This window comes from Persicitalea jodogahamensis, assembly GCF_014651615.1.
GTDB lineage: Bacteria > Bacteroidota > Bacteroidia > Cytophagales > Spirosomataceae > Persicitalea > Persicitalea jodogahamensis.
Genome location: NZ_BMXF01000001.1, coordinates 744,653 through 762,368 on the forward strand (window position 1 = coordinate 744,653; position 17,716 = coordinate 762,368).

A 17,716-nucleotide genomic window follows, 5' to 3' on the forward strand; every position below is an offset into this window, starting at 1 on the left:
GCGTTCAAATTTTGTTCGATAAATTGACGATACCCTTGACCAGGAGCGGCTTCAACACTATATAAGAAATCACCATGTTAAAAATATTCAGTAAACTCTTCGGCACTAAGGCCGATCGCGACTTGAAGGAACTCACGCCCTATGTGGGTCGTATTAACGCTGAGTTCGAGCAGTTGGCCTCTATTTCCAACGACGAACTGCGGCAGCGGGCTACTGACCTGCGCGCATACATCGCTGAGCAACTCAAACCAATCGACGACCAAATAGCTACGCTCAAGCAGCAGGCAGAGGACGAGCCAGACGTAGATAGCAAGGAAGCGATATTCAAGCAAATCGATGATCTTGGCGAGGAGCGCAACCAAGAGTTGGAGAAAGTGCTGGAAGAAATTCTGCCAAAAGGTTTTGCTATCGTCAAGGAAACGGCCCGTCGCTTCAAGGAAAATGACCAATTGGAGGTGACCGCTTCCTTCTTCGACCGCGAAGTGGCAGCGAAGAAGTCGCACGTTACAATCGACGGCGAGAAAGCCATTTGGCAGAGTACCTGGAATGTGATCGGCCAGCCTACCCGCTGGCAGATGGTGCATTATGATGTACAGCTGGTAGGGGGTGTAGTGCTGCACAAGGGTAAAATTGCTGAAATGGCCACAGGTGAAGGTAAAACACTGGTAGCCACGCTGCCCGCTTTCCTCAATGCCCTGGCCGGACTAGGCGTTCACATTGTAACGGTAAACGACTACCTTGCCAAACGTGATGCGGAATGGAATGCCCCTTTGTTCGAGTTTCATGGCATGAGCGTGGACTGTATCGACCGCCACGAACCCAATACTTTGGCCCGGCGCAACGCTTACAAAGCTGACCTGACGTACGGTACCAACAACGAATTCGGCTTTGACTACCTCCGTGACAATATGTCTCGCTCGCCGGAGGAGCTCGTGCAGCGGAAGCACCACTTTGCAATGGTGGATGAAGTTGACTCCGTGCTGATCGACGACGCCCGGACTCCCCTTATTATCAGTGGTCCTGTGCCGAGAGGCGACGAGCAGGAGTATATGGAACTCAAGCCTCGTGTAGCCCGTATCGTGGAAGCGCAGCGTAAGCTGACCATGGAACTGCTAAACGACGCACGGAAAAAGATTGCTGCCGGAGATAAGGAAGAGGGTGGATTGGCACTGTTCCGTGCTTTCCGCGGAACGCCTAAGTATAAACCTCTCATCAAGTTTTTGAGTGAGGGCGGTATGAAAGCCCTTTTGCAGGAAACCGAGGGTATCTATTTGGCCGAAAATCAGAAACGGATGCCCGAAGCTGACGCGCCACTTTACTTCACCATCGACGAGCGGCAAAACAGCATTGAACTCACCGAAAAAGGCATTGATTTCCTGACCGGCGAGTCGGTTGAGACCAACTTTTTCATCATGCCCGACATCGCTGTCGAGCTAAATGATATAGAGAAAGATGCGGAACTCAACGAACAAGAGCGTGTCGTAAAGAAAGAGGCCTTAATTCGCGATTATACTGTAAAAGCTGCGCGGATCCATACAGTCAACCAGTTGCTGAAAGCCTATAATCTGTTCGAAAAGGACGTCGAGTACGTCATTATGGACGGAAAAGTTAAGATTGTGGATGAGCAGACCGGTCGTATCATGGATGGTCGCCGCTACTCTGATGGGCTGCACCAGGCTATAGAGGCCAAGGAAAGTGTAAAAGTCGAAGACGCCACGCAGACTTATGCCACCGTCACTTTACAGAACTACTTCCGCATGTACCACAAACTGGCGGGTATGACTGGAACGGCCGAAACGGAGGCTGGCGAATTCTGGGAAATTTATAAACTGGACGTCGTATCCATCCCGACTAACGTTCCTGTGATCAGGAAGGACGAAGAAGATAAAGTGTATCGCTCGGTGCGCGAAAAGTACAATGCTGTGGCCGACGAAATCGTGGAGATGGTTGAAGGTGGCCGTCCGGTGCTTGTCGGTACCACCTCCGTCGAAAATTCGGAGATCATAAGCCGGATGCTGACTTTACGTAAGATACCCCACCAGGTACTTAACGCTAAGCAGCACCAGCGCGAGGCTGACGTGGTGTCTCAGGCGGGTATTCCCGGCACGGTGACTATCGCCACCAACATGGCAGGACGCGGTACCGACATCAAGCTGACGCCTGATGCCAAAGCAGCGGGCGGGCTGGCTATTATCGGTACCGAGCGGCACGAAAGTCGCCGGGTCGACCGCCAGCTGCGAGGACGTGCCGGACGGCAAGGCGACACGGGCTCGTCGCAGTTTTTTGTATCGCTGGAAGATAATCTGATGCGACTTTTCGGCTCTGACCGCATGGCCAAGGTCATGGATCGCATGGGCCTGGAAGAAGGGGAGGTGATTCAGCACAGCATGATTACTAAGTCGATTGAACGCGCTCAGCGTAAGGTAGAGGAGAACAACTTCGGAACCCGGAAGCGACTACTTGAGTACGACGATGTGATGAACTACCAGCGCGACGCCATTTATCGCCGTCGTCGCAATGCTCTGTTTGGTGAACGCCTGGCGGTGGACATTGCCAACACGCTGTTCGACGTTTGCGAGGATATCGTGGCTAGTACTGGTAGCGATTACGCCGAATTTGAACTGGCCACACTGACTGCCATTGGCATTGAACCGCCTTTCGACGAAAGTGAATACGGCGGGATGAATGCCGCTCAGCGCTCTCAAAAACTTTACCAGGCGGCAGAGAAGCATTACCGCGAAAAGAACGCGACGATTGCCGCAAAGGCCCTCCCTGTATTGAAGCAGATTCATGCCGAGCGCGGCGCTACGATTTCCGAAATCATGATTCCGTTTACTGACGGAATGAGGCAGGCGGGCGTTGTGGTGAATCTGGAAAAAGCCATCAAAACTGAGGGACGTGAAATTGTCCGCGAGATGGAAAAGGCTATCGTGCTTTCGCTTATCGACCAGGAATGGAAGGAGCACCTGCGCGAAATGGACGATCTGAAGCAGTCGGTGCAGAATGCCGTGTTCGAGCAGAAAGACCCGCTATTGATTTACAAATTCGAATCCGTCGAGCTATTCAAGCGCTTCCTGAGCAAGGTGAATTTCGACATGCTTTCGTTCCTGATGAAAGCTGATATTCCTCAGGAGCAGACTGCGCCGGAAAACGTACAGCGACCACCAGCCCGTCGGCAGCCGAATCCGGCCCTGCAAACTAACCGGGGAGAGGAAACCGAAGACTCTGGAGAAAATGGTCCCAACCAGCATGCACGTCACATGGAAAATACCGTAAAGCAGCAACCTGCCCGTTCGATCAAAATTGCTGATCGCAATCAGAAAGTAACGGTGCAGTATCGCGATGGCCGTGTCTTGAAAAATATTAAGTATAAGAAAGTGGAGCAGGATGTGGAAAACGGAGTTTGCGTGGTAATGGAATAGTAGTTTGGATCCTATGAAGGGCAGCCTGCGCTGTTCAGGGTTTGTGAGTGAGTGCTCTATAACTCTGATTCATTGACTGATAAATTCATAAACTTTAAAAAATGAAACTCCATAAGGAAGGCTATGTAATAATGGGCGGTACGGCTCTACTTTTGCTCCTGATCAACTGGGGCGTGCGTTATTTTATACCTGAGTTAGTCTGGCTGCATTGGCTTTTACTGGTTGCCAGTGTTGTGTTCTTTTTTCTGATCGTCCAGTTTTTTCGTGTTCCCGCGCGGGTCGTAACTACCGACGAAAGCCGGATTATAGCTCCCTGCGACGGCAAAGTAGTGGTAATAGAAGAGGTGGTGGAAAATGAGTATTTCAAAGGCCCCCGACGTCAGATCAGCATATTTATGTCGCCGCTCAACGTTCACGTTAATTGGAATCCGATCAGCGGCGTGGTGAAGTACTTCAAGTACCATCCCGGGCTGTACCTCGTGGCGTGGCATCCGAAATCCAGTACCGACAATGAGCGCACAACTACCGTGATTCAGAACTCACAGGGGGTAGAGATCCTGTTTCGTCAGATTGCGGGCGCCGTGGCCCGGCGCATCCGCTGGTACGTCAAGGAAGGCGATCGAGTGAAACAAAGTACCCAGATGGGTTTTATCAAATTTGGCTCGCGTGTAGATGTATTCGTGCCGTTGGACGCCGAAATAAAAGTGAACCTGAACGATAAGACAGTGGGTAGCGTAACGGTTCTTGCCGAGTTGAAGTCATAGGGTCAGGCGTAACTGCGTACGCTCGCCTAATCCATCATTAGCTAGGAGTGAGGGTACTTTTTCAATTAAAATAACCGCCAGCCACTAATTTGCTGGAAAAACCCTGGTACAGCTGCCGGGTATACTGCCGCCATAAAGAGCAACCCGAAGATAGCTCCGTACATGTGGGCATCATGGTTGACAAAACCCGTTCCCCGCCGGGATTCGTAGTAGGAATAACCGATGAACAGTATGCCGAAGATGAAGCCGGGGATACACAACAAAAAGTAAAGGCAGATTTCCAGCAACGGCGCGTAAAGTACCGCTGCGAATAATACGGCAGCTACCCCACCCGATGCTCCCAGGGAGTTGTATCCTGAGTTGTTTCGATGCTTCAAAAAGGTAGGAACATCCGAAGCGATGATTCCGAGCAGGTACAAAGCTCCAAAATAAATCCGCCCGTTGCCCCCGAACAACATCCCGAAAAGTCGCTCGATGCCCTCGCCGATAAACCAGAGCGTGAGCATATTGAACAAAAGGTGCATGAAATCCGCGTGAACGAAACCGGACGTGATGAAACGGTAGTATTGGCCTTTTTTAGAAACCTTATAAGGATTCAGGACCATGTTTTCCAGCGTCGAGGGATTCTGCCAGGAATAGTAGCTGATTGCGACTGTAACAAGAATAATGATAAGTGTGAGAGACATGGGCAATTTTGAATGAGAGGATAAGAGGTTGATTGGATGATAAAGCAGGCAGACGAAAGAAAGATTCCCCGCTCGGGTGGCCCCGTCATTCAATCAATCGCTCATCGACGATTAGTTCTCCCGCTCGACCAGCTGATGCACGAAGCTTAAAAGTGGTTCTTTTCGAGCGGGTTCGGCTTGCAGCCTTTCCAGACAGTCAAAGCCTTTGTCAAAGTGTTCTGTAATCTTTTGTTCGGTAAAGGTGCGGATTTTTAGCGAATCGTAAATGGCCGTAACGGCTTTTACTTTTTCCTCTTTGTCAAATTCCTTTTCCGATACCCATTTATCCAATTCGGTCTTGGCCGAATCTTCTGCTCTTTCGAGTGCCTCGATTAACAGGAATGTTTTTTTATTGGCAATAATGTCGCCGCCCACCTGCTTGCCAAATTTGGCCGGGTCACCGTAGACATCCAGAAGGTCGTCCTTCAATTGAAATCCGATGCCCATGCTGACGCCCGCTTCGTAGAGCAACGTAGTAGCCTCCTCATCGGCTCCGGCGACGATACCGCCCAATTCGAGCGCAAAGCCCAGCAAAACGGAGGTTTTCAGTCGTATCATGTTGAGGTACTCTGCCTCGGTCACATCCCAGCGTGTTTCGAAATTCATATCGAGTTGCTGACCTTCGCAAACTGCCGCCGCCGTTTCATTGAAGCGCTTTATGACACGTTTGAGCCGATCACCATCTACTTCCAATAACAAATCGTAAGCCCTCACCAGCATCACATCACCTGACAAGATTGCGATGTTTGCATTCCACTTTTCGTGCACGGTGGGCTGGCCACGCCGCAACGGTGCGCAGTCCATGATGTCATCATGCATCAGGGTGAAATTATGAAAGACTTCAACAGCCTGAGCCGGTTTGAGCGCTTTGCGCCATTCATCGGTGTAGAGGGCAGCGGCCATTAGCGTCATCAACGGGCGCAGCCGCTTGCCGCTCAGCGACATGATGTACCGGATAGGTTCGTAGAGTTCGGCGGGATGTTTGCCGTAAGTATTTTGCTCGATTTCATCCTGCAGAGCTTGCAGTAGTTGGTCGGGTGTAGTCATTCGCGAATCAATTCTGCTCTCTTCAACCGTATTAGGGTGGTTAGGGTTTTAAAAAAAGAAAATGACCTTCAAAAGAGACTGGCAAATTACCTATTTCTCCTGCAGTATTTGTTTTTCAAAGCATACGCTATTGGCTACTCCGGCGTAGGGGCCATAATTCTCAATAATCTGGTAGCCCGATTTTTTGTAAAGTGCGATGGCCTCGGGTTGCTTTTTTCCAGTTTCGAGAATGCAATATTCGTAGCCAAGCTCCTTTGCCCAATTTTCCAGTTCATTCAGCATTATTGTGGCAATTCCTCTGCCTCTCCCTTCAGGCGTAACATACATCCGTTTCACTTCAATCTTCTCCGGCTGGTATTCCCGGATAGCTCCGCAACCGATTGGCCGGTCACCATCATAAGCTACGACAACATGTTTGATCAGATCGAGTTTGTTGAACTGGGAGTAAAAAGCGTTGTCTTCGCCGTCGCGTACTTTCAGGTCGGCGTCGAGTAGTTTCACCAAGTCGGTGAAGTCCTGGCTCTGGGAGTTGGTTCTTAGGATAGTTATCATCGGAAAAAGCGTTTTCTGACGTCTTTCTATTTTACAGAAACTACCGTCCGTAAAGCGCTTTCGCGGCTTCTTCGTACTTATCGCCTTTGCTCCATTGCGGAGCCTGTGACCGATCGGCGATGAGGCGTGCGGCGTAGGCATAAGCTTGGGAGAATTTGAGGAGATAGCTGAAATCGATCGTTTCGGGATTGTCCGATACCTGGTGGTAGTTCTTCATCAGCTCCGCATCAAACGTTCTGAATCCCGGCGTGATAGTGGGCGCAGGAATACCCATTTTAGCAAAACTCACATTGTCGGAGCGGTCAAAAAGCCCTTGTTCCGGGGCAGGATCGGCAACCACATCCAGGCCGAATGCTTTGCTGGCCGTTTCGATCTCGGCCCGCGCTCCCGTGCGGTCCAGTCCAATGACTGCCAGGATACTGGTGTCATTGTAGCCCGCGCCATCGGTATTCAAGTTAAAAATGCATTTTTTTAGGGATAGGAGCGGGTGGCTGGCGTAGTACTTGCTACCCAGCAGGCCCACTTCTTCGCCCGTTAGGGCTACCAGCAGTACCGAGCGCTTCGGCGGGTGTTGAGCCAATGCCTGGGCGGCAGCCAGCAGCGATACCGTCCCGAAGGCGTTGTCGCGGGCGCCATTAAAAATGCTATCCTCCGGCGTGTAGGGCTGCCCACCTTGTTTGCCTACACCCACATGGTCATAATGCGCCGAGAGTAATACGTATTCGTCTTTCAATATGGCATCGGTGCCTTCAATGTATGAGACCACATTGTAGCCATTTACCGTCTGCACAGCGCGCCCGGTGGTTTGGAAGCGAACCTCATCGACGGCCCGAAGCATCTTCGTAAATTTCGCTTCCTGACCATTGACCCAGGCGTGGGGGAGGGTTGTGGGCGTACCACCGGGAGACAATGCCACGCGCTCGCCGCCGAAAAACTTAGTGACGAAATTCCAGGGAACCGGAGCTTTGAAAATCTCGATGACTGCCACCGCCCCTTTCTCCGCCGCAATTCTGCGTTTCTCATCCGATGCTGTGATAATCTCGAGGGGCGCAGTCGCTTCGGGCGAACCACTTTGTAACAGCACGATTTTTCCCTTCACATCCAGCCCTTTGTAATCGTCCCACCCCTTGTCGGCATTTTCCAGCCCAAAGCCCGCGTACACCAGTGGGGCTTTAATATCGGAACTACCCCCCGACATCAGGATCCAATCCTGCCCGGAGCGTAAGATGTCCTTGCCGACGAACAAATCACCTTTTCCCAACGCGCCCATCTTTTCGAGCGGGACAGTTTGCATGTACGAATGTAGCGATGGAGCATTGTCCAGCCCATAGCGCCGGAACTGTTCGGCAATGTAGCGGGCGGCTACGAGGTTGCCTGGCTCACCCGTACGCCGCCCCATCAATTCGTCGGAAGCCAGAAAGCGCATGTGAGCTTCCAGCTCGGCTTTTTGTAGTTTATATTCTGGTAGTCGATTACTCGTTTGGGCGAAGCCAGGGACAAGTGATAAACCAAAAAGTACGATAGCAACAAATATTCTTTTCATGCAATATGCAGATTAAAGATTGGCAGGAATAGGTTTTTGGAAAAAAGCGGCTTCATGGAAACGCGGAAACTGCAAATTGTGCTTTTGCTCTGATACCTATCAAATAAGGATCGTGCAAAGTTAAGTACAACTTTGCTGACACCTGACAATTTATGGACAGACGGGCTAATAGCGGCTTTCACCAAGTCCCCAAAAAGATTTTTTAACTTGCGCCCCTCAACCTTTTTTTCTGGTAACCTGCAAAGCCGGATATCTGGCCTGAATATGTCGGTTTGCTGTTAAATGATGATAAGCCAGCCTTTTTACGTCGATCCCTATCTGCTCGAATACTTCGGGCTTGTGTTATTGCTACTGGTTCTTTTTGGCGCATCGTTCGCCCATGATAAAGCCAGCTTTTTAACGAAGTCGCTGGGTCTGGGAGTGGTAGTTCTACCGATCCTCTACTTTTACGTCATCATTGACGCCCACCTTGTCAATATTCCATTCACCGACGATTTTGTATTGCTGGAAACGGTCCGTGATTTTCGCCAGGAACAGGACTTTGTGGCTGCTGTCAAAATCCTTTTTGCGCAGGTGAATCAGCACCGCTTTGCCTTTGAACGACTGGTGATGCTGGCGCTCGTGTTCATTACAGGGACAGTCAACATTAAGGTGTTGATTACGCTGGGCAACCTTTTTTTACTCGGAATTCTTTATCTGTTTGCATTGACATTTAGAGATGAACGTGTGGCATGGTACTACTTTCTACCCATACCTTTTGTCCTGTTTAACCTTACTTTTTATGAGAATGCCTTCTGGGGCATCGCTGCTATTCAAAATACCCCCCTGCTTTTTTTTGCTTTTCTTTCTGCTTACAGTCTGGGCCGGGCCAATCGGGCTGGCCTATGGGTAGGGGCCATTTCCGCCTTGATAGTCACCTTTGTAAGCGGCACAGGGATGCTGGCCTGGATTATAGGAGCTGTCATACTTGTTTTTCAGAAAAGATATCGTAGTCTTCTTTGGTGGAGTATGCTGGCAATCGGCTCCATTGCATTTTATTTTCTATTCGACTACCAGTTCATTGCTTCGGCCAATGCACCCAAGCCCTGGGAGCATCCTATTTTTAACGGGTTACTGTTGCTGGGTTTCGTGGGTAATTCATTGTATCTCGACATCCCGCACCCAATGCAGCAGGATTTTTATCCCGATATGATGGCTAGTGTTTATCTCGGCATTTTCATTGGAGTGGTATTTCTGGGATGGCTGATTCGTTCACTTTTGAGCCAGAAACTAAAAGCGAGTTACTGGTTTGTGTTGGGAGCCTTTCTATTTGGATTGGGGACCGGGGCTATGTTCGTACTGAGTCGGCCCATGGGGCAGTTTTTTATGTATGGTGGAAGTATTTTTTCGCGCCGCTACATGATATTTGGAGCAGTACTACTGGCAGTGGCTTATGTGGCACTGGTAGTACTTACCAGAAGGCTGCGCTATATACAGCCCGTGGTACTGGTTTTGGGACTATTGGGTTTTGTGGCGCTCAACTTCCAGAGTTATTTTTCCTCTATCGTTCACCTTCGCCAGCAACACGATGAGTTACTGCTCGACGGATATTACTGGAAAAACTACACTACTTTTCTGACGGATGGCGATAACTTTGGCGATAAGCCATTCTGGAATCATCCCACCCGTATGAAGGAACTGGTCGGAGCCATAGAAACCAGTGGGTTGAGCAATCTGTATGCTTCCGACAAACTACCTTCTCCCGCTCAACTACGTGCTCAAACCAAAGATAAATCAGCGTTGTACAAGGGTACCTTCGCAGCCAGGGCTGGCTATCGTATGGCTGAAAATAATTTTCCGGCAGAGTATATTGAATTTGAGTCGCAAAGCAAAGATACGGTCTATTCCGCCTGCTTCCTGCTGGTCTCAGACCGCCACATACTGCCACTCCCGGCGATTCCTGCGCCCTATGCCTGGGAAGAGTTTCTAAAACACAAAACCTATTACAGCGCGAAAAATCAGTACGGCCTCTTCCGCGGTAAACTTCCTTCTGGAAAATTCCAGATATGGATCATGTCTCCCGAACCGGTCAGTGATAAACATTGGGATTTGCGCTATACAACGAAAATTGTCCGACTGGCTGAAAAATAGAGAATGGAAGCAACTCAGGCATATCGAAACCACTTTTCTGTGGCCAGATTTTGCTGGTAGTTTTCAAACCAAAGTCCGCTACTTCACCATCAACACAAAGTCCAAGTTCACATCGTCACTGCCGGGACCGGGTGTGCCATCCTTTTGGACTTTTCCACTGATGGGGGGTTGGTGGCGAAGTTGCACTTTGAGCTTTCCTGTTCCGGCGGTCCCGGTTAGCACCATGCCCGTTAGGCCAAGCGGGAGATTGCTTGCATCCGTGTCGCCATAGGTGTATTTAAATAGAGATGCTGGGCTCGCTGTAAAAACAACCAGGTGTTCGTCCGACTTTTCCTTCACTTCCTGGGTTATATCGACGGCAGGATTCTTGCTTTCGTCGAGCAGGGTTATTTTCAGAGTATAATTCGTATTCGCCTGCAAAGAAACGGTATCGAACTTCGTCGGTGCATTGCCTCCGTCGCCGTCCACATCGCGGTACGTGAATGTCTGTACCGTCGGGAATCCTGTGTTTTCTGGTGTAAAATTCAACTGAACAGTCGTAATCAGCTCGTTCTCATCGTCCGGCGTCACGTCCGATGCTGATTTGCACTGCATGAACAGAAAAGCCACGCCTATAATCAGGCCGTAATTCCAATTCTGGTTGGTTCTCTTCATTATTCTAAAAAAATAGTTGTGGTTGATTTGAAATTATTGTCAGTATATCCTGATTCACTCTTAATCTAAAAAACGTATCGCATGCGCAAAGAAACGTTTCGCCCCATATCGTCGGCGTAGTAGCGGAAACGATTCAGGTAATCACGGTAGACGGTATCCAGCAAGTTATCCACGGTGAGAGTCACCTCCACGCGCTTCTTTTCCGAAAAGACCAGATTGCCGCTCAACTGCGCATTCCACAGGGCATAGCCCGACGGTGGTGGAGCGAAATCGCTGCCGGGCGGAATGCGCCGCTGTTCACCCACCCATCGGTTGCCTAATGCGAAAAACATTTTTTCCCATCTACCCTTACTATCCCAGGCATACTTTAACTGATTTTCCCAGCGGTTGGCCGGAATCATCACCAAGTAGGCATCATTGCGCACGTCGTTCACCCGCAGGTAGGTGAGTTTGCTAATCCACGACAAATGACCGCTAAGTTTCCAATCCGCCGAAAGGTCTACCCCTTTGAATGTTGCATCGGTCTGGTTGTACTTAAAGTAGGGAAATGCTCCGCGTACCGTCAGGATGGGTTCAGGTTGGGGTTTGAGATATATGTAATCCCGAATGTAGTTGTAGTATCCGCCCACTTCCAGAGTCAGGTTATCAGTAGCATAGCGAATGCTGGCAATGGTATTGAGGGCTTTTTCGGGTGCGAGATTGGCGTCGCCCTGCTCGTAAGCTGCTGCACCGTGATGGACACCATCGCTGAAGAGCTCACTCACGTTCGGTGCGCGCCAGGCTGTACCAAGGTTGACCCGCACCGACCAGCGATCATTCAGGTTTCGCCCGGCTCCGAGGGTACCCGAGGCATTATGAAATACGAAGTGATCGGTTGTTTTGAGCCGATTTACGAAGCGGTAGGTAGTCAGATCGCGATAATCGTAGCGCAAGCCCGCCTCTAGTTCCCAGCCATTATGCACCAGCCGCTCAATGCCGAAGATTCCGATATTCCACTGGTCAAAGTTGGGGATCAGGGGGCGGCCATCCATAAGATTGTATTGGTACAGGGTACTTACGCCAATTTGCCCTGACAACTTACCTGCTAGTGGCTTATGGTCCCAAATAATGTCGTTGGTAAGCGTCGTGAGTCGAAACGAAAGTTCAGCGCGATTCAAAGTTGCCAGCGAATCATTGCGCGGTGCGTGAAGGTCGTATTCCAGACGATTATCATATTGATAGGCCGAAACCCATTTGAGGCGGTTGCCGTCGGAAAAATGGTAGTGCATTTCGCCTTTGAGCAGATTATGAGCAACGTCCTGGTAAGGACGATTGATCGTATAGCTGAAATCGGCCTTAATCAGTGGTTCGCCGCTTTGAATGACATTAAGCAGATCTGTAACACTACCTATGTGTGAACCCGAAAAGATGCCAATTTTAGTTTTGAAATGACTGTAGTAAATTTCTGCTCCGAAACCTTTTTTTCGATACCCTGCTGCCAGCGAAAAATTTCGCTCGGCGCTGCCTGTATTATCCAGGAAATAAGTAGGGGTTCGAATGTTACCGCCGCGTTTCAGTGTTCCCTGAGCCCGCCAGCCGAAGCCATTGAGGCCTTTCACTCCTCCTTGTAAGGTAGCTGAAGTTGCGCCCTGACGCCCATTGGAAAAGGCGGCGGCGTTCAATTCGCCACTAATGGGTTTGTCGATGGGTAGTTCCTCCGGCTCCACCAGCACCACGCCGCCGATCGCGTCGGAGCCATAGCGCACACCTGCGGCACCCTTAACCACCGAAAGCCGCGTAGCTACGAACGGATCGATTTCGGGAGCGTGTTCCGAACCCCACTGCTGACCTTCCTGCCGCACACCGTTGTTCATAATCAATACGCGGTTGCTGTGCATCCCGTGAATAACGGGCTTGGCGATGGACGAACCTGTCTGAAGCATGGTGACTCCCGTGATACCTTGCAAACTCTCTCCCAAAGATTGCCCGCGTGTTCGGGCAAGGTCACTGCCGGAGAGCGTAGTAAGCGGCTGCGAAATGGGGGCGTCGGTCCGGTGCGCGGTGATTTCTACATCTTTGAGGTGAATCTCTTCTTCATCCAGGGAGAAGTTTTCTTCGTGCCCCTCAGTCAGGTTGACGGTGTCGCGCCGTGACTGATACCCAATGATACGACATTCGATCTCGTATTTCCCCGGACAGAGCCCCGTGAACTCATACCGTCCGGCTGCATCGGTAAACACTCCCTGATTGGATTTCACCAGGAGCAATGTCGCGCCTACTACGGGTAGACCGCTGTGGGCATCACGCACAGTTCCTTTTATAAAACAGTGGCAATCTTGGTTTTGAGAAAAGGAAGCGGTAGTAAGCAGAAGGCATATTAAGCTTGTGAAAAAGCCCGTCGCTTGCATTTTACCCATGTACTTTTCCCTGATTGACACGATTCGTCGGTATGGATTAAGGTTTCTATTCCAGCCAATAACGGACAAATGTAAAGCTTTATGCAACGTTGTTGCAACTATTTGACAAAAGTTCTTTTCATGATGCTACCCTTTCCCGGTTTCTTACCTTTGCAGGCCACGACTGACATAAATTTCACCAAATGGACTATATTTTTCTCATCAAATTGACTTTGATGCCGCTGCTTATTGCAGGTGTGACGCTATGCGTTAGACGCTGGGGGGCAGGACTTGGCGGCTGGATCGGCGGTTTTCCGTGGGTGGCGGGGCCAATTTCTTTTTTCATGGCTTGGGAACAGAGTCCCACTTTTGCCGCCAATACCATTCCCAGTGCTTTGATGGGGGCTATCGGGACGTTCTTTTTTGCCTATTCTTACGCAGCGCTCTCTCGCCGTTGGTCATGGCTACCAACCTTAGTGACAAGCTATGGAGCTTTTTTCGTAGTGGCAATAGCTTCGTCTTACTACACACCACCCCTACTTTGGGGCATTGCAATCTCCCTCATTGCCCTGACGGGCGTGCTGTATTTTTTTCCAAAGCCCAGTCAGGCTGATGCAGCACCACGCCAGCCACGTTTTGATATTCCATTACGGATGTTGGTTGCCACACTCTTTGTTCTTGTTTTGACTCAGGCCGCTGCACAGTTGGGGCCCGAATGGAGCGGTATTCTCACACCTTTTCCAATCATGACCTCCACGTTAGCCGTTTTTACACATGCGCAACAGGGGCCCGCGGCGACGATCCGCATCATGTACGGGCTTCTTTTAACGGGTTACGGTTTTCTCACCTTTCTTGTTGGAGTGCAGTGGCTTGTCCCTTTGTTGCCCATCGGCTGGGCCTACCTGATTCTTCTGATCGGAACATTGGCGTTGAACGGTGCAACTGTCCGGCTTATCCGATAGCTTTGGCAGTCAAAAGGCATACCTGAAACCTGCCGTCCAAATACAAGAAAGCCCCCGCCCAAAGGGCGGAGGCTTTTCCATACTATACACACACTAAAACTTCTTGAATCTCTTCAAGGTCTTGAATTCAGACGAGGATGCTACGGGTGAGCAATTCGCCGAAAATATTGGCTCCCAGAGTTTTAATTGGATTCTTCACCACTGGGGCCGAGAGGTACTGCTTCATGTCGGCAGTAATCTCGAATGTCTCGTAAGCTGATCGGTCAAAGAGCAGGTAGTTGCTTTCCAACTCGAAGATGCGGTAGCGACTTTGGTTAAAACGATAAGTCGCTTTCTTATTAAGGTTATAGGTCGTAGTCGTCGAAGTGCTCTCGGGCTTGATGATCATGGCATTATGGATGTATGTCCAGCCTTCCCATTGATCGGGATATTTCTTGATATACCCGCCGAAGTACTTGTAGATGGCTTTCAGCGAACGTTGACTAAACTCTTCGCGGCCTTCATTTTTTTTCATTGCGATCGGTTTTCCGATTCGCAGTACGTTTTGTAGGTTTTCCTTCCGATACTGCACGATGGGCAGGATAGGTACTCCTGACAAATAGCTGGCATAGGGGATGCCCTTTCGAACCCTGAGCTGCTGATTCAGAAAATCGACCGTAGTCTTATGATCTTCGCCTGATCCGGTGTCACCGTCTATATAAACGAGCAGCGATCGTCCGGCTTTCAGTTCCCGCGTCATTTGCAATAGGACGCGGGGGTCTTCAGCATTCAGGATATTTACCTTGCTGGGCGTTTGAAAGGTATCGTACATGTTGTCACAATACTCTTTGAATTCCGCCCGTTGCGTTTCATATACCTCCTTGCGAACCAGAGTCGAGAACTGATAACCCTTGCGAAGAAGTGCGTTAGCGATTAGCCTGTACGAACCAATGTGGAATGTACAAAAGATGAATGGCTTGTTCGTGTTGTTGATCAGCGATAAATCGCCCTCCAAAGCCGAGACATCGCTCAGGTGCATTAGTCGCCGATCAAAATTCTCGAGCGACAGGTTACGAAGGAGATTCGTATATAATTTTTCGTGTTCTTTTTCCGCCACCTGGGGCAGGAAGTTGGTAAGATTTGCTGAGAATAATCCCGATCGTACGCAGTACCCTTCCTCGCGCCGCATATCAACCCGGTCGAATGCCTCGATGCACTCCTGCGCTACCTTCTGGTAGGATGTCAGTGATTTTGCCATGACTGGTTAGATAATAGTTGTGGTGAAAATTACTTTACTTACAAGGATACGATCAGACCTTTGGACATTCCGGGGGCTTCGATACGGTAGCAAGAAGCGTTGTCATAATCAAAGTTCAGCGTGTTAGCAATTTCGCCTTTTGCTTTGATTGCATTGTCTTTGATGTACTGGGTAAGAGAACCTTTGGACTTGATTTCGAACTTTTTCATGGGTAGTATATTTGACGGTTAATAAATGACCAATTACCTTTGTGCGTTTCCGCGAAACTTTTTTCAATGTCAGTAGGTATTCCTTTCTGATTCTTGATGTTACAAAGGTAAGGCACCGAACTACCCGGAATAATCCGCGTTTTTTACTGTTTTTTCTTTCCAATCTAGTCATTAATGACTAGATTTATTCCGGTCTGATTTGTGTATGAAGACTATTAAAAGACGTTAAATAGCCTCTGAGAGAAAAATAGCAAACCGTGAAATCGCTCGAATTAAATCGCTCTTTCCTGAGAAGGCCGTTAAGTGGGATCATCATCCTGTTTATCATAGTCTTGCTATATGAATTATTGAGCTGGACGTTCAACCCCGATTTACAATCCAAAAATTTGAGCTACTCGAACGGGTTGGCAGGCTATATGCTCAACTGGGTGTTTGGCTTTTATTTGCCGGAGTTTGTTAGTCTCTATATTGTCCTGATTCTGATTGAGAACTACCACAAGTTGTTGAATATAAATGAATTGGCATTGGATGCTAAGTCTATTATATTCTATGAGCTTAAATTTCTCCCTCTTTTCCTCACATCTTACCTTTTCTTCATTCCGGTTACCCTTCACCTGCGCTTCCTGATTCGGGAATTTCCAAGTTTTGCAGCAGAACGCTATGAGGATGTCTATATGGGGATGTTATATACTTCTACGGGCTATCTCACCTACACCCCATTTATTGTCATTCTCGGTTATTTGCTGCTGAATACCTCCCTTATCATTGATTTCCTGCAAAACCTGAAGAAAGCTGCCAAACCCGAAGAATCCGTCCTTGGCGTGCTTACCTCCCTTGCTTCTGGTGCGCCCCGCGCATACACGCAAGTGATCTCGGCTAAGACCAATACAGGCGAGACACTCCTCAATGTAGAGGACTGTTACCTGTTTGAAACTGAAGAAGGGGAGTATTTTGTGGAACACTATAAAGGAAGGTTCAAAGTTTCTAAGTCGCTGGCCGAATTGGAAAACGAATTGGACCCCGACCGTTTTTTTCGGGGCAACCGGCATTATCTGCTCAATCTTGACTACTTCGACAGCTATTCTTACTGGGAAAAGGGCAAGTATGTGCTGCACTGCCAAAAGCTCCCCGAAAAAGAGCTCATCATGCCCCGTGCCCGAATGCCATCGCTCAAACAGTCGCTTGAAAAAAACGTGGCTAATTCGGCAAAACAGGAGGCGACTACTGTCGGGCCGCTTGTGGATCCGTCAGAAAACTCCTGATTTGCAAACCCTGCCGCAGTAGGTTGCGTCCACTATCGAGCGAGAACTTCTGCGTAATGTTCTGCTTGTGGGTAGCCAGAGTGCGGTAGCTCATATTAAGATGTGCTGCCACTTCATGACCGGTCATGCCTTTAGTGAGGTAGTATAAAACTTCCCGCTCCCGCTTAGTGAGGGATTTGATGACGTTCAACGTTTCAGTATCGGCTTCCTTGATGCCTAGCTCGTGAATCAGATCCTTGAAGCACGCACTGTAGTAAGTGTCGTTCTTCCGCGTCGATTGCAGGCAGTGGTAGAGTTCTTCCAGTTGATCTTCGGCGTGCAGGTAAGCGCTGAACTTGGCTTCCAAAACTTTCGATATATCGCGGGTGTCGTGGGAGTTGACATACATCACCACCTTCGGTACTTTTTTCAATTCACTAAGGGCGCTCATCAATTTGGCGGCGTCGCCGATCAGGCCTACCTCGGTGATGACACAGGCGGGTTTTTTAGTCTGTATTTTGCTGATCAAATCATCCAGTTTGGAGGCGCGTCCAACTACGTCAAACCCTTCGGTTTTCAGTAGGCTTCCAAGCACCTCGCAGGTGAAGGGTTCTGACTTTGCAACCAGGACTGTGGCGTCCGTTTTCTTCAATGCCCACTTCGATTCCATTTCCGTTTTCATAGTACAGTTTTTGTTTTAGCGTGTAGTTCTGAATCGAAAGTAGGGGATGAGGTTATACCATTATAATGCGTTCCGGTGAAATCACCAATATTGGGCGTGAAATCACCATATTCATTTCACCAAAAATGCGTCTGGTGCGCTTACAGGGGCATTTGGTGCAAAGTCTGTCTTGG

The 17,716-nt window shown here is 49.3% G+C and carries 14 protein-coding genes; 5 read left to right on the forward strand and 9 right to left on the reverse strand.

Annotated features, from left to right (window positions below; all coding sequences use genetic code 11):
- The first annotated feature begins 74 nt into the window (after positions 1-74).
- A complete protein-coding gene (gene secA, locus IE117_RS03020) occupies positions 75-3,422 on the forward strand; it encodes a preprotein translocase subunit SecA (RefSeq protein WP_189562859.1) in 3,348 nt (1,115 codons plus the stop codon).
- Between the two features lie 101 nt (positions 3,423-3,523).
- Complete coding sequence (locus IE117_RS03025) at positions 3,524-4,186, forward strand: phosphatidylserine decarboxylase family protein (RefSeq protein WP_189562860.1); 663 nt, start codon at positions 3,524-3,526, stop codon at positions 4,184-4,186.
- Between the two features lie 65 nt (positions 4,187-4,251).
- On the opposite strand, the gene IE117_RS03030 is transcribed toward IE117_RS03025, so the two are convergent.
- The 4 genes from IE117_RS03030 to IE117_RS03045 form a co-directional block, all read right to left on the reverse strand.
- The gene (locus IE117_RS03030; RefSeq protein WP_189562861.1) at positions 4,252-4,872 is read right to left on the reverse strand and encodes a rhomboid family intramembrane serine protease; all 621 of its coding nucleotides are present in this window, start codon (positions 4,870-4,872) and stop codon (positions 4,252-4,254) included.
- 111 nt (positions 4,873-4,983) lie between these two features.
- Positions 4,984-5,958 carry a polyprenyl synthetase family protein gene (locus tag IE117_RS03035; RefSeq protein ID WP_189562862.1) on the reverse strand — a complete coding sequence of 325 codons (975 nt, stop codon included), beginning with the start codon at positions 5,956-5,958 and terminating at the stop codon, positions 4,984-4,986.
- Positions 5,959-6,048: 90 nt separating this feature from the next.
- The gene (locus IE117_RS03040) at positions 6,049-6,510 is read right to left on the reverse strand and encodes a GNAT family N-acetyltransferase (protein ID WP_189562863.1); all 462 of its coding nucleotides are present in this window, start codon (positions 6,508-6,510) and stop codon (positions 6,049-6,051) included.
- 40 nt (positions 6,511-6,550) lie between these two features.
- Positions 6,551-8,053 (reverse strand): M28 family peptidase, encoded by a 1,503-nt coding sequence (locus IE117_RS03045; protein WP_189562864.1) that lies wholly within the window; start codon positions 8,051-8,053, stop codon positions 6,551-6,553.
- A 282-nt stretch (positions 8,054-8,335) separates the two neighbouring features.
- On the opposite strand from IE117_RS03045, the gene IE117_RS03050 reads away from it, so the two are divergent.
- Positions 8,336-10,183, forward strand: coding sequence for a hypothetical protein (locus tag IE117_RS03050; protein ID WP_189562865.1), 1,848 nt, complete (start codon positions 8,336-8,338; stop codon positions 10,181-10,183).
- A gap of 78 nt (positions 10,184-10,261) precedes the next feature.
- On the opposite strand, the gene IE117_RS03055 is transcribed toward IE117_RS03050, so the two are convergent.
- Positions 10,262-10,837, reverse strand: a complete 576-nt coding sequence (locus tag IE117_RS03055) for a hypothetical protein (RefSeq protein ID WP_189562866.1) — start codon at positions 10,835-10,837, stop codon at positions 10,262-10,264.
- A gap of 65 nt (positions 10,838-10,902) precedes the next feature.
- Positions 10,903-13,125, reverse strand: coding sequence for a TonB-dependent receptor (locus IE117_RS03060; RefSeq protein ID WP_229580260.1), 2,223 nt, complete (start codon positions 13,123-13,125; stop codon positions 10,903-10,905).
- A 290-nt stretch (positions 13,126-13,415) separates the two neighbouring features.
- Here IE117_RS03060 and IE117_RS03065 point away from each other — a divergent pair, with 290 nt between their 5' ends.
- Positions 13,416-14,174 (forward strand): hypothetical protein, encoded by a 759-nt coding sequence (locus IE117_RS03065; protein WP_189562867.1) that lies wholly within the window; start codon positions 13,416-13,418, stop codon positions 14,172-14,174.
- Between the two features lie 127 nt (positions 14,175-14,301).
- On the opposite strand, the gene IE117_RS03070 is transcribed toward IE117_RS03065, so the two are convergent.
- Together IE117_RS03070 and IE117_RS03075 are read right to left on the reverse strand one after the other, a co-directional pair.
- A complete protein-coding gene (locus tag IE117_RS03070) occupies positions 14,302-15,411 on the reverse strand; it encodes a lysophospholipid acyltransferase family protein (protein ID WP_189562868.1) in 1,110 nt (369 codons plus the stop codon).
- Positions 15,412-15,449: 38 nt separating this feature from the next.
- Positions 15,450-15,620, reverse strand: a complete 171-nt coding sequence (locus tag IE117_RS03075) for a hypothetical protein (protein ID WP_189562869.1) — start codon at positions 15,618-15,620, stop codon at positions 15,450-15,452.
- 386 nt (positions 15,621-16,006) lie between these two features.
- On the opposite strand from IE117_RS03075, the gene IE117_RS03080 reads away from it, so the two are divergent.
- Entirely contained in the window at positions 16,007-16,882 is an 876-nt protein-coding gene (locus IE117_RS03080) for a LytTR family DNA-binding domain-containing protein (protein WP_189562870.1), read from the forward strand.
- On the opposite strand, the gene IE117_RS03085 is transcribed toward IE117_RS03080, so the two are convergent.
- Positions 16,842-17,543, reverse strand: a complete 702-nt coding sequence (locus tag IE117_RS03085; RefSeq protein ID WP_189562871.1) for a response regulator transcription factor — start codon at positions 17,541-17,543, stop codon at positions 16,842-16,844. The two genes, IE117_RS03080 and IE117_RS03085, sit on opposite strands and share 41 nt — an antisense overlap.
- Between the last annotated feature and the right edge of the window lie 173 nt (positions 17,544-17,716).